Here is a 13,525-nt window from a genome sequence, read left to right as displayed (position 1 = left end):
CCACCGGGTCCAGCACCCCCACCGACACCTCGGCGCCGTCCGGCACGGCCACCGCCGCCATCGCCGCCGCCATCGCCGCCGCCCCCCGCGCGTCCCACCCGTCGGACCTCACCGGCGCCTCCCCTTCCCGCAGCTCCGCGGCCGCCCCGTCCCGCCGCCCGCGTGCGAGCCTCCCATTCCAGGCCGATAGGGTCGACGACCGTGGCGAACAAGAACATTCCCGACCCCGGCTACCGTGACGACGACGGCTCCGCCGACCCCCGGCTGAGTGCGGCGCTCGCCGCCTGGGCCGAGGACGGCAACGCCGTCACGCCGGTCCTCGACGCGCTCAAGGGCACCCGGCTGCTGGTCCCCGTCGTGGCCGTCCTCGGCGAGGTCGAGGAGGACGAGAACGGGCTGCGCCGGGAGAAGACCAGCGACATGGCCGTCCCCACCCTGAAGGCCGGTGACCGTACCGCACTGCCCGCCTTCACCTCCACCGACTCGCTCGCCCGCTGGGACCCGGCGGCCCGCCCGGTCGCCGTACCGCTGCACCAGGCCCTGCAGGCCGCCGCGCACGAGAAGGCGGACACGGTCGTCCTCGACATGGCCGGGCCCGTGCCCTTCGAACTGACCGGCCCGCTGCTGCGCGCGCTCGCCGAGGGGCGTACGACGGCCGACCCGCTGGCCGACCCCCTGGTCGTCGAGGCCCTGCGCGCCGTCGTCGCCGCGGAGCCCGCCGTCCTGCGCGCCCACCTCGGACCGGGACAGGCCGACGGCACCCTCGCCCTGGTCCTCGACCCCGCCGCCCCCGTCGCCGAGGCCGCCCGCGCCGTGGCACAGCGCCTGGCCGCCGACGAAACACTGAGGGCCCGCCTGGTGCGCGGCCTCGACCTGGCAGTACTGCCGGCCGGGGCGACGCCGCCGGGCGAGCCCTTCTACGTACGCGGGTGACCCGTACGCACCCGCATGCCGGTGCCCGGACCACCGGGCTCCGGCACGCTCAGCCGTAGATCGCGCCGGTGTACTTCTCGCCCGGGCCCTGCCCCGGCTCGTCCTTGACGAGCGAGGCCTCGCGGAACGCCAGCTGGAGCGACTTCAGGCCGTCGCGCAGGGGCGCCGCGTGGAAGGAGCTGATCTCGGTCGTGGACGCGTCCAGCAGACCGGCCAGCGCGTGCACCAGCTTGCGGGCCTCGTCCAGGTCCTTGTGCGCGTCGCCCTCCTCGGTCAGCCCGAGCTTCACGGCCGCGGCGCTCATCAGGTTGACGGCGACCGTCACGATCACCTCGACGGCCGGGACCTCGGCGATGTCACGGGCCATGGCGTCGAAGTCGGGGCTGTCGGCGGTCTCGGGGGTGTCCGAGGGGGAGGTCTCACTCATGCCCCACACGATAGGGCCCGGCGCGTGTCCCCTTGACAGCAGGAGGGGCGCCGGCAGGGGCGCGGTGCAGCCGGTTAGCGCGCTCCCGAGGAAGCTGCTAACCTTGTGTAACGACCGGTCGGACCCGTTTGCCCGCAGCATGCGTGTCCGGCCCACAAGTGGAGGCTTTCGAACTCCCACCTGATCGTCCCCCGGATGACAGGTCACCGGTCAGGCGGTGCCGCTCAGCGGTGATCCGCCCGAAAGTGCGCCCCGCGGTGACCGCGGCGGTGTTCCGGTAGTTCGAGGAGCCCCGCCTGTGATCGTCCGGGGCATTTTTGTTGCTTCGGCGCGGTTAGGTCTAACGAACACAGACGTTACGCGGCTGTCCGCCAGACCGTCGCGTGGTGCTATCGAGGAGGATCCATCAGCGCCGAGCCCCGCATCAACGACCGGATTCGCGTTCCCGAGGTGCGACTTGTCGGTCCCAGTGGCGAGCAGGTGGGCATTGTCCCGCTGGCCAAGGCACTGGAGCTTGCTCAGGAGTATGACCTGGACCTGGTCGAGGTCGCGGAGAACGCCCGCCCGCCCGTGTGCAAGCTCATGGACTACGGGAAGTTCAAGTACGAGTCGGCCATGAAGGCCCGTGAGGCGCGCAAGAACCAGGCGCACACGGTCATCAAGGAAATGAAGCTCCGGCCGAAGATCGACCCGCACGACTACGACACCAAGAAGGGTCACGTCGTCCGGTTCCTCAAGCAGGGCGACAAGGTCAAGATCACGATCATGTTCCGTGGTCGCGAGCAGTCCCGGCCCGAGCTGGGCTACCGACTGCTGCAGCGGCTCGCGGAGGACGTCCAGGACCTCGGGTTCATCGAGTCGAACCCGAAGCAGGACGGCCGGAACATGATCATGGTTCTCGGTCCGCACAAGAAGAAGACCGAGGCGATGGCCGAGGCCCGCCAGGCGCAGGAAGCCCGCAAGGCGGACGCGAAGGCCCACCCCGGCCGCTCGCAGAACGCCGCGGAGGCCGAGGAGTCGACGGACGCCGAAGCACCGGCCGAAGCATCGGCCGAAGCTCCGGCCGAGGCCGAAGCCCAGACCGAGGCTCCCGCCGACGTGTGACCGCATGACCTCGGGGGCCCGCCGGCCCTCAGGACATAACCGAAACAAGTACGACGCTCCACCGTGCCCGGTTTTCGTGACCGGGCACCGGAGCGCCACCGACGAGGAGATAACGGCGCCATGCCGAAGAACAAGACGCACAGCGGTGCCAGTAAGCGCTTCAAGGTCACCGGCTCCGGCAAGGTGCTCCGTGAGCGTGCCGGCAAGCGCCACCTGCTCGAGCACAAGTCGTCCCGTGTGACGCGTCGCCTCACCGGCAACGCCGAGATGGCCCCGGGCGACGCCAAGAAGATCAAGAAGCTTCTCGGCAAGTGACGTTCCGGCGCTCCTGCGCCCTAGGCACGTCAGAACCGGGACCCAATCGATTTCGGGCCGCGTGACCATCAACCGCGGCCCCGCTACAAGGAGTTAAAAAGTGGCACGCGTCAAGCGGGCAGTCAACGCCCACAAGAAGCGCCGGGCGATCCTCGAGCAGGCCTCCGGCTACCGCGGTCAGCGTTCGCGCCTGTACCGCAAGGCCAAGGAGCAGGTCACCCACTCGCTGGTCTACAACTACAACGACCGCAAGAAGCGCAAGGGTGACTTCCGCCAGCTGTGGATCCAGCGCATCAACGCCGCTGCCCGCGCGAACGGCATCACGTACAACCGCTTCATCCAGGGTCTGAAGGCCGCGAACGTCGAGGTCGACCGCAAGATCCTGGCCGAGCTGGCCGTCAACGACGCCACCGCCTTCGCCGCGCTCGTCGAGGTCGCCCAGAAGGCGCTGCCGGCGGACGTGAACGCGCCCAAGGCCGCGTGACGCCGCGCCGGCCTCGAACCGGCGTGATCCAACGGACCCGCAGGCAGTGCCTGCGGGTCCGTAGTCTGTGCGGAAGCTTCCGTGGCACCGCGCGGGAGCTGCCCCGGAAGCCGAGAGCGAAAGTGAACCGAATGCCCCCCGCCACCCCCGAGTTGATCTCCTCCCGCTCGCCCCGCGTGTCCGCCGCGCGGCGGCTGGCCAAACGGAACTTCCGGGGCAAGGAGCGACTGTTCCTCGCCGAGGGGCCGCAGGCCGTACGGGAGGCCGCCGTTCACCGCGGCACCGCCGCTCACCGGGACACCGGCTCCGCCACCCTCGTGGAACTGTTCGCCACCCCGGAGGCCGCCGAGCGGTACGCGGACATCATCGGCGCCGCCCGGGACGCCGGCGCCCGCATCCACCTCGCCGACGAGCAGGTCGTCGCCGACATCTCCACCACCGTCACCCCGCAGGGCCTCGTCGGTGTGTGCCGCTTCCTCGACACCCCCTTCGAGGAGATCCTCGCCGCCCGCCCCCGGCTCGTCGCCGTCCTCGCCCACGTACGCGACCCCGGCAACGCCGGCACCGTCCTGCGGTGCGCCGACGCCGCCGGCGCCGAGGCCGTCGTCCTGACCGACGCCTCCGTCGACCTGTACAACCCCAAGGCCGTGCGCGCCTCCGTCGGATCGCTGTTCCACCTGCCCGTCGCCGTGGGCGTCCCCGTCGAGCACGCCGTGGCCGCCCTGAGGGACACCGGCGTACGGGTGCTCGCCGCGGACGGCGCCGGCGACCGCGACCTCGACGACGAACTCGACCACGGCACCATGGGCGGACCCACCGCCTGGGTCTTCGGCAACGAGGCATGGGGGCTCCCCGAGGAGACCCGGGCGCTCACCGACGCCGTCGTCCGTGTTCCGATTCACGGAAGGGCCGAAAGTCTGAACCTCGCCACCGCCGCCGCCGTATGTCTCTACGCGTCGGCGCGTGCACAGCGCGCCGTCGGAGGGTGCCGCTCCGTCACCGAGAGCTAGTAAGGTGACCTGCCCGGGGACCCTCCCCCAGCTCTCGGCCGTACCCCAGGCTCCCCGGCTCCGACCGGACCGGGGCACTCCGCCTGAGCGCGGGGCACCCCGAGGAAGTACGGAGAGGTGGGATACGGGGATGACCGTCGGCACGAGCAGCGCACCGGGAGCACCCCGGGCGGCGCGCCCGCCCGCACCCCGGTCCGCCGGCCCCGCCGAGCTCGGCATCGATCCCGACCAGCTGCCCGACGGCCTCGTCGTCGCCGACGAGCACGGCAGGGTGATCTGCTTCAACGCCGCCGCCGCCCGTATCACCGCCGTCCCCGCCGAGCGCGCCCTCGGCCAACGGCTCGACGTGGCCCTGCCGTTGGAGGACCTGGAAGGCCGGCGCTGGTGGCAGCTCACCGACCCCTACGGCGGCCTCGCCATCCGGGTGAGCCAGCCCGAGCGCAACCTGCTGCTGCCCGGAGGACGGGAGGTCCTCGTCTCCGCGCGCTACGTCCGCACCCGGCCCACCGGACCGGTCCACCGCGTCGTCGTGTCGCTGCGCGACACCGAGGCCCGGCGCCGCACCGAACGCAGCCACGCCGAACTGATCGCCATCGTCGCCCACGAACTGCGCTCCCCGCTCACCTCCGTCAAGGGCTTCACCGCCACCCTGCTCGCCAAGTGGGAGCGGTTCACCGACGAACAGAAGCAGCTGATGCTGGAGACCGTCGACGCCGACGCCGACCGGGTCACCCGGCTCATCGCCGAACTCCTCGACATCTCCCGCATCGACTCCGGGCGCCTCGAACTGCGCCGCCAGCCCGTCGACATCGGAGCCGCCGTCGGACGGCACATCCAGGCGTACGTCGCCGCCGGACAGCCCGCCGACCGGTTCCTGCTGCGGATCCAGCACCCCCTGCCCGACCTGTGGGCCGACCCCGACAAGGTCGACCAGGTACTGAGCAACCTGCTGGAAAATGCGGTGCGCCACGGCGAGGGAACCGTCACCATCGACATCACGCCCTCGGCGTCCCCCCGTGACCGGGAGAACGGCGAGCACGCGGCCACGTCGGTCACCGTGAGCGACGAGGGCCCCGGCATCCCGGAGGAGTCCATGAACCGCGTCTTCACCCGCTTCTGGCGGGGCAGCAAGCGCGGCGGCACCGGCCTCGGGCTGTACATCGTCAAGGGCATCGTCGAGGCCCACGGCGGCACCATCACGGTCGGCCGCGCCCCCGGTGGCGGCGCGGAACTCCGATTTACGTTGCCCGTGGCGGCCCCCGCGTACCTCAGCTAGCGCGCACCCGGGGCCCCACGGGCGCATTCGCGGTCCCTCACCCCGTTAGACTCGGCCTCTGGCACCTTTGTGTCCCACCAGACGGAGACGCTTCGGCCATGAGCCGGTGACGGGGACCATCAGCCAGCCAATCGGAAGTACGGGAAGAGATGTCGGCACCCAATAAGTCGTACGACCCTGTAGAGGTCGAGGCGTTGAAACCGGAAGAGATCGAGCGCATGCGGGACGAGGCGCTCGCCGCCTTCGCCGCCGCGGACTCCCTCGACGCACTCCACGAGGCCAAGATCGCCCACACCGGTCCCGCCTCGCCGCTGGCCCTCGCCAACCGCGAGATCGGCGCCCTGCCCCCGCACGCCAAGGCCGACGCGGGCAAGCGCGTGGGCCAGGCGCGCGGTGCCGTGAACAAGGCCCTCGCCGGCCGTCAGAGCGAACTGGAGGCCGAGCGGGACGCCCGGGTCCTGGTGGAGGAGGCGGTCGACGTCACCCTGCCCCACGACCGCGTACCGTCCGGCGCCCGGCACCCGCTGACCACGCTGTCCGAGCGCATCGAGGACATCTTCGTGGCCATGGGCTACGAGGTCGCCGAGGGCCCCCAGGTCGAGGCCGAGTGGTTCAACTTCGACGCCCTCAACATCGGCCCGGACCACCCGGCCCGCGGCGAGCACGACACCTTCTTCGTGCAGGGCCCCCAGGGCGGCACCGAGTCCGGCGTCGTGCTGCGCACCCACACCTCGCCCGTGCAGATCCGCTCCTTGCTCGGACGCGAACTGCCGGTCTACGTGATCTGCCCCGGCCGCGTCTACCGCACCGACGAGCTGGACGCCACCCACACCCCCGTCTTCCACCAGGTGGAACTCCTCGCCGTCGACGAGGGCCTCACCATGGCGGACCTCAAGGGCACCCTGGACCACATGGTGCAGTCGCTGTTCGGCGAGGGCATGAAGACCAGGCTGCGGCCGAACTTCTTCCCCTTCACCGAGCCGAGCGCCGAGATGGACATGCTCTGCTACGTCTGCAAGGGCGAGTCCGTCGGCAACCCCGACCGCCCCTGCCGCACCTGCTCGTCCGAGGGCTGGATCGAGCTCGGCGGCTGCGGCATGGTCAACCCGCGGGTGCTCACCGCCTGCGGCGTCGACCCGGAGAAGTACAGCGGCTTCGCCTTCGGGTTCGGCATCGAGCGGATGCTGATGTTCCGCCACAACGTCGAGGACATGCGAGACATGGTCGAGGGTGACGTCCGGTTCACCCGGCCGTTCGGGATGGAGATCTGATGCGGGTCCCGCTTTCCTGGCTGCGGGAGTACGTCGACCTGCCGGCCACCGAGACCGGCCGCGACGTGCAGGCCAAACTCATTGCGGCCGGCCTCGAGGTCGAGACCGTCGAGCACCTCGGTGCCGACCTCAAGGGCCCCCTGGTCGTCGGCCAGGTACTGACCATCGAGGAGCTGGAGGGCTTCAAGAAGCCGATCCGCTTCTGCACCGTCGACGTCGGCCGGGCCAACGGCACCGGTGAGCCCCAGGAGATCGTCTGCGGCGCCAGCAACTTCGCGGTCGGCGACAAGGTCGTCGTGGTGCTCCCCGGCGCGGTCCTGCCCGGCGGGTTCGCGATCGCCGCCCGCAAGACCTACGGCAAGGTCTCGCACGGCATGATCTGCTCCAGCGACGAGCTGGGCATGGGCGACGACGGCACCAAGGGCATCATCGTGCTGCCGCCCGAGACCGAGGTCGGCAAGGACGCCGTCGAGCTGCTGGAACTGGTCGACGAGGTCCTCGACATCGCCGTCACCCCGGACCGCGGCTACTGCCTGTCGATGCGCGGGGTGGCACGCGAGACCGCCACCGCCTACGGGCTGCCGCTGCGCGACCCGGCCCTGCTCGACGTCCCCGGCCCGAACGCCTACGGCTACCCGGTCGAGGTCTCCGACCCCGTCGGCTGCGACCGCTTCACCGCCCGCACGGTGACCGGACTCAGCCCCGACGCCCGCTCCCCGATCTGGCTCACCCGCCGGCTGCAGAAGGCCGGCATGCGCCCGGTCTCCCTGGCCGTCGACATCACCAACTACGTGATGCTGGAGCTCGGCCAGCCGCTGCACGCCTACGACCGCTCCATGGTCCGGGGCACCATCGGTGTGCGCCGGGCCGAGCAGGGCGAGAAGATCACCACCCTCGACGGGGTGCAGCGCACGCTCGACGCCGAGGACCTGGTGATCACCGACGAGCGCGGCCCGATCGGGCTCGCCGGTGTCATGGGCGGCGCCGACACCGAGATCGCCGACCACGACCTCGACCAGGCGACCTCCGAGGTCGTCGTCGAGGCCGCGCACTTCGACCCGGTGTCCATCGCCCGTACGGCCCGCCGGCACAAGCTGTCCTCCGAGGCGTCCCGGCGCTTCGAACGCGGCGTCGACCCGCAGGCCGCCGCCGCTGCCGCGCAGCGCACCGTCGACCTGCTGGTGCTGCTCGCCGGCGGTACCGCCGAGGCCGGTGTCACCGAGGTCGTCGCCCCGTCCGCGCCGCACACCCTCACCATCCCGGCCGACCACCCCGACAAGGTCGCGGGCGTCGCCTACGGCAGGGAGACCGTCGTACGACGTCTCCAGCAGGTCGGCTGCGACGTCTACGGGCAGGACGAGCTGATCGTCACCGTGCCGTCCTGGCGGCCCGACCTCACCGACCCGAACGACCTGGCCGAAGAGGTCATCCGGCTCGAGGGCTACGAGAACCTGCCCGTCACCCTGCCCCGGCCGCCCGCCGGACGCGGGCTGACCTCCCGGCAGCGGCTGCACCGCCGGACCGGCCGGGCCCTGGCCGGCGCCGGATACGTCGAGGCGCCGAACTACCCGTTCGTCGGCGAGCAGATCTTCGACCAGCTCGGCCTGGACGCGGACGACCCGGCCCGCCGGGTGGTGAAGCTGACCAACCCGCTCAACGACGAGGAGCCCGTGCTGCGCACCTCGCTGCTGCCGGGCCTGCTCGGCGCGCTGCGGCGCAACGACGGACGCGGCAGCCACGACGTCGCGCTGTTCGAGACCGGCCTGGTCTTCAAGCCGCGCGAGGAGCAGCGGGCCGCCGTCCGCCTGCCCGTGGACCGGCGGCCCACCGACGAGGAACTCGCCGGGCTCGACGCGGCGCTCCCGGACCAGCCGCGGCACGTCGCCGCCGTTCTGGCCGGGGCCCGCGAACAGGCCGGCTGGTGGGGCGCGGGCCGCCCGGCCGACTGGGCCGACGCGATCGAGGCCGCCCGTACCGTCGCCGCCGAGGCGGGCGCCGAACTCGTCGTCCGCCAGGGCCGCTACGGCCCGTGGCACCCGGGCCGCTGCGCCGAACTGGCGGTCACCGTCGACGGCACCGAGCGCGTCGTCGGCCACGCGGGTGAACTGCACCCGCGCGTGGTGAAGAACCTGGGCCTGCCCGCGCGCACCTGCGCGATGGAGCTCGACCTGGACGCCCTGGAACAGGCCGGCGAAAGCATCCCGCAGGCGCCGGGCATCTCCACCTTCCCGGTCGCCACGCAGGACGTCGCCCTGGTCGTCGACGGCTCCGTGCCGGCCGCGGACGTCGAGGCGGCCCTGCGCGAGGGCGCCGGTGAACTGCTGGAATCCATCCGCCTGTTCGACGTGTACGAGAACGCCGAGCAGCTGGGCGAGGGCCGCAAGTCCCTGGCGTACGCACTGCGGTTCCGCGCGCCCGACCGCACGCTGACGGTCGACGAGGCGTCCGCGGCCCGCGAATCGGCGGTCGCCCTCGCGGGCGAGCGCACCGGGGCGACCCTCCGGGGCTGACGCCCTCCGGGCCCGGAGGACTCCTCGGGGCCTACGGCGTTCTTCGGGGACCGCGTGTCCGCCGCGCACGGCTCGTTCGTGCCGTGGCCGGCCACGCGGTCCCCGCGCGCTTCCGGGCCCTCCGGCGGATCACGCCGGAGACCCGCCGGGCGGTCGGAGCCCCGTCGGGCGGCCGCAGGGCTCCTGGGCTGCCACGAGCAAGACCCGCCCCGTACCGGCGTGGGGCCGCCTTTGCCGCGCTGGGCAGGGCTCAGCCGTCCCACAGGGCCGTACGCGCCCCACGCACATCCGTTCCCCCGGTTACCTCACTCGTTTGGGTGACATTTCCGGGCGATACGTCCGGATCGGGTGATCCGGTCGGCAGAATCAGACCGGCCTTTCAAGGCCGGTCTGCGCTGTCAGGGCCAAAATGGGGGGCCATCGGCATGATCCGCTTCAAGGGTGGGGCGCCCCGCACAGGGCGGTCCAGAACCAGCTCATGGGGAACGACCGCCTCATGGGGACCCGACCACTGCCCGCTGCTGCGCCGGGCGCTCGCCTGCGGACTGCCGCCCACGGTCCTCGGCGCTCTCGGTACCGGACTGGCCCTGCACGTCGGGCGGAGCCTGCTGCGGGAGGTACGGCGCAACCGCACGATCGCCCGCACCGCGCAGCGCATGCTGCGGCCGCCTCCCCGCGTCGACGGGCTGGCCGTCGCCGCCGTCCAGCTGTCCGCCGACCGGGGCGCCCGGATCGGCGGCGATCTGTATGAGGTGGTCGCCACCGAGTACGGCGTACGGGTGGTCATCGGCGACGTCCGCGGCCATGGGCTCGGAGCCGTCCCCACCGTCGACGCCGTTCTCGCCGGCTTCCGCGAGGCCGTGCACGACGAGCCCGACCTGGCCGGAGTCCTGCGCCGGCTGGAGCGGGCGATGGACCGGCATCTGCGGGAGCGGGCGCGTGCCGAGCGCCTGTCGGCGCGCGCCGGCCACGCCTTCCGGACCGCCGAGGAGTTCGTCACCGTCCTGCTGCTCGAGATCCTCCCCGACGGGGAGATGCGGGCCCTGAACTGCGGGCACCCATGGCCTCATCTGCTGAGCGGTCCACGGGCCGAACCGCTCGCCCGCACGGACCCGCTCCCGCCGCTCGGCCCGTTTCCGCTGCCCGCCGAACTCCCCGTCGTCGCCTGCGCCCCGCTGCTGCCCGGCGACACGCTCGTCCTGCACACGGACGGAGCCGAGGACGCGCGGGACGCCGACGGCCGCTTCTTTCCGCTGCCCGAGGTGCTCGCCTCGGCCGCCCGCGAGGCCGCGCCCACACCGCAGGCCGTCCTGCGGACGATCCTCACGGCGCTGGTCCACCACACCGGTGACCCGCCCAAGGACGACGTCGCCCTGCTGATCCTCAGGAACGAGCGCCCGTCCCCCCGCGCCCCTTCGGGGACGGGGGGCGCCGCACGGTCCGGCACGACGGACCTTTCCCCGACGAGCCCGCTGCAGCACCCGGCATGACCGGGGTGCCCGACGTGATCGCCGGGGCCGGCGGTGCCGTCCGCCCCGCCACGGAGTGTCGGGCAGGCAGCCGGGCGGACGGCATGGAAGCGGGCCGCCGCACTGTACGAGGGGGAGCCGGCGGCCCGGCCGGCCTCTTTCGAGGCACCTCAGTCAACCGGCCGGCGACTCTCCGCGACAGCGCGCACACCCTGCGGATGCGAGCACTCCGTTCACACCCCGTGTGAACGCCCAGCCACTACTCTGTCGGCACCGATCCCCCGGGGGGCCTCATGCAGCCCAACACTCTGCTCGACGCGGTCCTGGACGAGGCCGGTATCTCGCACGCGGGCCTGGCCGCACACGTCAACCAGGCCGGCCGGGCGCGCGGCCTGTCCCTCAGATACGAACACACCGCCGTGGCACGCTGGTTGAAGGGCCAGCGGTCCCGGGGCCAGGTGCCCGACCTGATCTGCGAGGTGCTGGCGGGCCGGCTGCGCCGCCCGGTCACCCTCGACGACATCGGCCTCGGCGTCCCCGGCGAACCCTCCGCCCCGCACACCGGCACGCTCTCCGGCTTCGTCGAGCGAGCCACCGCGCTGTGGCGCTCCGACCAGCAGCGGCGCCCGCACATACTGGGCGCGCCCGCGGTCACCGGTACCCCCGCCGTGATGCCCGTCTGGGAGTGGGAGAACCCGCCCGAGGACGTCGATGTCTCGCGCGGCGGCCGTCACCAGGTGACTTCGGGTGACCTGGACATGCTGCGCGCCGCCCGCAGCCACTACGAGCAGATGTACCGCAAGGCCGGCGGCGTCGCGACCCGTGACCGCATCGTCGGCTTCCTCAACACCGAGGCCGCCCCCCTCCTCCGGGGCGGCTACACCGACGCCGTGGGCCGCCAACTGCACCGGGCCACCGGAGGACTGGTGGCCGTCGCCGGAATCTGCGCGTACGACTCCGACGCCCACGGCCTCGCCCAGCGCTACTTCCACCAGGCGCTCCGGCTGGCGAAGGCCAGCGGTGACCGGGGACTCGGCGCGTATGTGATCGCGCTCCTCGTCAACCAGTCGCTGTTCATGCGGGAGCACCGGCAGGCCGTCGCCTTCGCGGAGGCCGCGCTCCGCGCCGCCGGCAAGCACATCACCCCGGCGCTCGCCTCCGACCTGTACGCGATGCAGGCCAAGGCGTACGCGCACCTGGGCGACGGCTCCGGCGCGCTGTCCTGCATCCGGCGTGCCGAACAGGCCGCCGAGCGCATCCGGCGCGGCCACGAACCCGACGAGACCGGCTATGTCCAGCCGGGCCTGGTCAACGTACAGGTGGCGGAGGCCCTGCTCAGCCTCGGCGAGCTGGCGGCGGCGGGTGAACACGCGGCCGCCGCCGTCGACAACCCCGCGCACGACCGGGGCCGGGTGCACCGCCTCGCCATGCTGAGCACCGTCGAACTGCGGCAGGGCAACGCCGACAAGGCGGTCGCCATCGCCGTGCAGATGGCCGAGCAGGCCCGGGGAATGGAGTCGCAGCGGCTGCGCGACAGACTCCGGGCGGTGCGCGAGCACCTGGTGCGCAACGGCTGCGAAGGTACCGCCGAGGCGGCCGAACTCATCGACGGAGCCCTGCGCGTACCGCTGTAGGCACGGCGGGGCAGGGAGTTCTCCGGATGCCCCGGCCGTGCGTCGTGCGCCGTGCCGCGCCGTCCGCTGCGCCGCCGACGGCCTCCTGTGCGCCTGCTGCCGAACCGCCGCTGCTGCGATATTGCCACCTGTCGAACGAAAGGTGGCATAACCGTGCAGTGGGCGAACAAGAACGAGGAAACCGTGTATGCGAACCGCTGGTTCAGTGTCAATCTCGCGGATGTCGAGCTGCCGGACGGCCGGCGTCTCGACCACTTCCTCATCCGGCTGCGGCCCGTCGCCGTGGCCACGGTGGTGAACGAGGCCAACGAGGTGCTCCTCCTGTGGCGTCACCGCTTCATCACCGACAGCTGGGGGTGGGAACTCGCCGCAGGGGTCGTCGAGGACGGCGAGGACGTCGTCCGGGCGGCGGCCAGGGAGTTGGAGGAGGAGACCGGCTGGCGGCCGGGACCCCTGCGCCATCTCATGAGCGTGGAGCCGTCCAACGGGCTCACCGACGCCCGGCATCACATCTACTGGGCCGACGAGGGCGAGTACCTCGGGCACCCGGTGGACGACTTCGAGTCGGACCGCCGGGAGTGGGTGCCGCTCAAGGTGGTTCCCGACCTGGTCGCCCGCGGCGAGGTCCCGGCCGCCAACATGGCAGCCGCGTTACTCCTGTTGCACCATCTCAGGCTGGGCCAGGACCCCATGCCCTGACCTCTTCGCAGCCGTCGGCCGCCAGGCCCGGGCGCGTGCGTCAGTGGCCGAACGCCTGCCAGGCCGTCACGACGAGCGCGCCCACGGCCGTGACGGCCGCGACCGCCTGGAGCGGCCAGCGGGCGTGTTCCAGGGTGACGATCCGGGTGTTCAGCTCGTCCAGTTCCCTGGCCGCCTCCTCGGTGCGGTGGCTGAGCAGGGCCAGTCCGCCCTCGACGCGGGCGTATGCCACATCGAGGCGGCGCCGTAACTCTGCGACCTCACCCTGGACGGCGGGCTGTTCGGGATCGGCGGTCACGAGTCAGCTCCTCTCCGTAGTTCTTCTCGTTCCGTGTCTGCGGAGGGTGAGTCAACTCCCCTGGTGGACGCGGGGTAAGAGTGTGCGGGGGGCAT

13 protein-coding genes are annotated in these 13,525 nt (G+C 72.3%); 11 read left to right on the top strand and 2 right to left on the bottom strand.

Going from position 1 to position 13,525, the window contains the following annotated elements:
* The first annotated feature begins 201 nt into the window (after positions 1–201).
* A complete protein-coding gene (locus AOK11_RS26330; protein ID WP_055596208.1) occupies positions 202–933 on the top strand; it encodes an SseB family protein in 732 nt (243 codons plus the stop codon).
* Positions 934–982: 49 nt separating this feature from the next.
* Here the strand turns inward: AOK11_RS26330 and AOK11_RS26325 are convergent, their stop codons facing one another.
* Complete coding sequence (locus tag AOK11_RS26325) at positions 983–1,360, bottom strand: DUF1844 domain-containing protein (protein WP_055596207.1); 378 nt, start codon at positions 1,358–1,360, stop codon at positions 983–985.
* Between the two features lie 405 nt (positions 1,361–1,765).
* Here AOK11_RS26325 and infC point away from each other — a divergent pair, with 405 nt between their 5' ends.
* From infC to AOK11_RS26275, 10 genes are all read left to right on the top strand, one after another.
* Positions 1,766–2,464 (top strand): translation initiation factor IF-3, encoded by a 699-nt coding sequence (gene infC / locus AOK11_RS26320; RefSeq protein WP_079035094.1) that lies wholly within the window; start codon positions 1,766–1,768, stop codon positions 2,462–2,464.
* Positions 2,465–2,584: 120 nt separating this feature from the next.
* Entirely contained in the window at positions 2,585–2,779 is a 195-nt protein-coding gene (rpmI, locus tag AOK11_RS26315; RefSeq protein WP_055574739.1) for a 50S ribosomal protein L35, read from the top strand.
* A gap of 100 nt (positions 2,780–2,879) precedes the next feature.
* Positions 2,880–3,263: a 50S ribosomal protein L20 gene (gene rplT / locus AOK11_RS26310; RefSeq protein WP_004933571.1), complete on the top strand. Its 384-nt coding sequence runs from the start codon at positions 2,880–2,882 to the stop codon at positions 3,261–3,263.
* Between the two features lie 131 nt (positions 3,264–3,394).
* Positions 3,395–4,273 carry a TrmH family RNA methyltransferase gene (locus tag AOK11_RS26305; RefSeq protein WP_055596205.1) on the top strand — a complete coding sequence of 293 codons (879 nt, stop codon included), beginning with the start codon at positions 3,395–3,397 and terminating at the stop codon, positions 4,271–4,273.
* A gap of 130 nt (positions 4,274–4,403) precedes the next feature.
* Positions 4,404–5,549: a sensor histidine kinase gene (locus AOK11_RS26300; protein ID WP_055596204.1), complete on the top strand. Its 1,146-nt coding sequence runs from the start codon at positions 4,404–4,406 to the stop codon at positions 5,547–5,549.
* 149 nt (positions 5,550–5,698) lie between these two features.
* Positions 5,699–6,820, top strand: a complete 1,122-nt coding sequence (gene pheS, locus AOK11_RS26295) for a phenylalanine--tRNA ligase subunit alpha (protein ID WP_055596203.1) — start codon at positions 5,699–5,701, stop codon at positions 6,818–6,820.
* Positions 6,820–9,330, top strand: coding sequence for a phenylalanine--tRNA ligase subunit beta (gene pheT, locus AOK11_RS26290; protein ID WP_055596202.1), 2,511 nt, complete (start codon positions 6,820–6,822; stop codon positions 9,328–9,330). Before pheS ends, pheT begins: the two co-directional genes overlap by 1 nt.
* Before the next feature lie 425 nt (positions 9,331–9,755).
* The gene (locus tag AOK11_RS26285) at positions 9,756–10,820 is read left to right on the top strand and encodes a PP2C family protein-serine/threonine phosphatase (RefSeq protein WP_079035093.1); all 1,065 of its coding nucleotides are present in this window, start codon (positions 9,756–9,758) and stop codon (positions 10,818–10,820) included.
* Between the two features lie 272 nt (positions 10,821–11,092).
* On the top strand, positions 11,093–12,433 hold the full coding sequence (locus tag AOK11_RS26280) for an NsdA family TPR-like regulatory protein (RefSeq protein ID WP_055596201.1): 1,341 nt from the start codon (positions 11,093–11,095) through the stop codon (positions 12,431–12,433).
* 153 nt (positions 12,434–12,586) lie between these two features.
* The gene (locus AOK11_RS26275) at positions 12,587–13,132 is read left to right on the top strand and encodes an NUDIX hydrolase (RefSeq protein ID WP_055596200.1); all 546 of its coding nucleotides are present in this window, start codon (positions 12,587–12,589) and stop codon (positions 13,130–13,132) included.
* A 40-nt stretch (positions 13,133–13,172) separates the two neighbouring features.
* On the opposite strand, the gene AOK11_RS26270 is transcribed toward AOK11_RS26275, so the two are convergent.
* Entirely contained in the window at positions 13,173–13,430 is a 258-nt protein-coding gene (locus AOK11_RS26270) for a hypothetical protein (protein ID WP_055596199.1), read from the bottom strand.
* Positions 13,431–13,525: the final 95 nt, after the last annotated feature.

It is taken from the genome of Streptomyces hirsutus, from assembly GCF_001418415.1.
In the GTDB taxonomy this organism is placed as follows: domain Bacteria; phylum Actinomycetota; class Actinomycetes; order Streptomycetales; family Streptomycetaceae; genus Streptomyces; species Streptomyces hirsutus.
This window is presented reverse-complemented; position numbering and strand designations above follow the sequence as displayed.

Coding starts and splice junctions, on each gene's coding strand:
- AOK11_RS26325 (WP_055596207.1), bottom strand. CDS start 1,360: ATGAGTGAGACCTCCCCCTCGGACACCCCCGAGACCGCCGACAGCCCC.
- rpmI (WP_055574739.1), top strand. CDS start 2,585: ATGCCGAAGAACAAGACGCACAGCGGTGCCAGTAAGCGCTTCAAGGTC.
- AOK11_RS26305 (WP_055596205.1), top strand. CDS start 3,395: ATGCCCCCCGCCACCCCCGAGTTGATCTCCTCCCGCTCGCCCCGCGTG.
- AOK11_RS26300 (WP_055596204.1), top strand. CDS start 4,404: ATGACCGTCGGCACGAGCAGCGCACCGGGAGCACCCCGGGCGGCGCGC.
- pheS (WP_055596203.1), top strand. CDS start 5,699: ATGTCGGCACCCAATAAGTCGTACGACCCTGTAGAGGTCGAGGCGTTG.
- pheT (WP_055596202.1), top strand. CDS start 6,820: ATGCGGGTCCCGCTTTCCTGGCTGCGGGAGTACGTCGACCTGCCGGCC.
- AOK11_RS26285 (WP_079035093.1), top strand. CDS start 9,756: ATGATCCGCTTCAAGGGTGGGGCGCCCCGCACAGGGCGGTCCAGAACC.
- AOK11_RS26280 (WP_055596201.1), top strand. CDS start 11,093: ATGCAGCCCAACACTCTGCTCGACGCGGTCCTGGACGAGGCCGGTATC.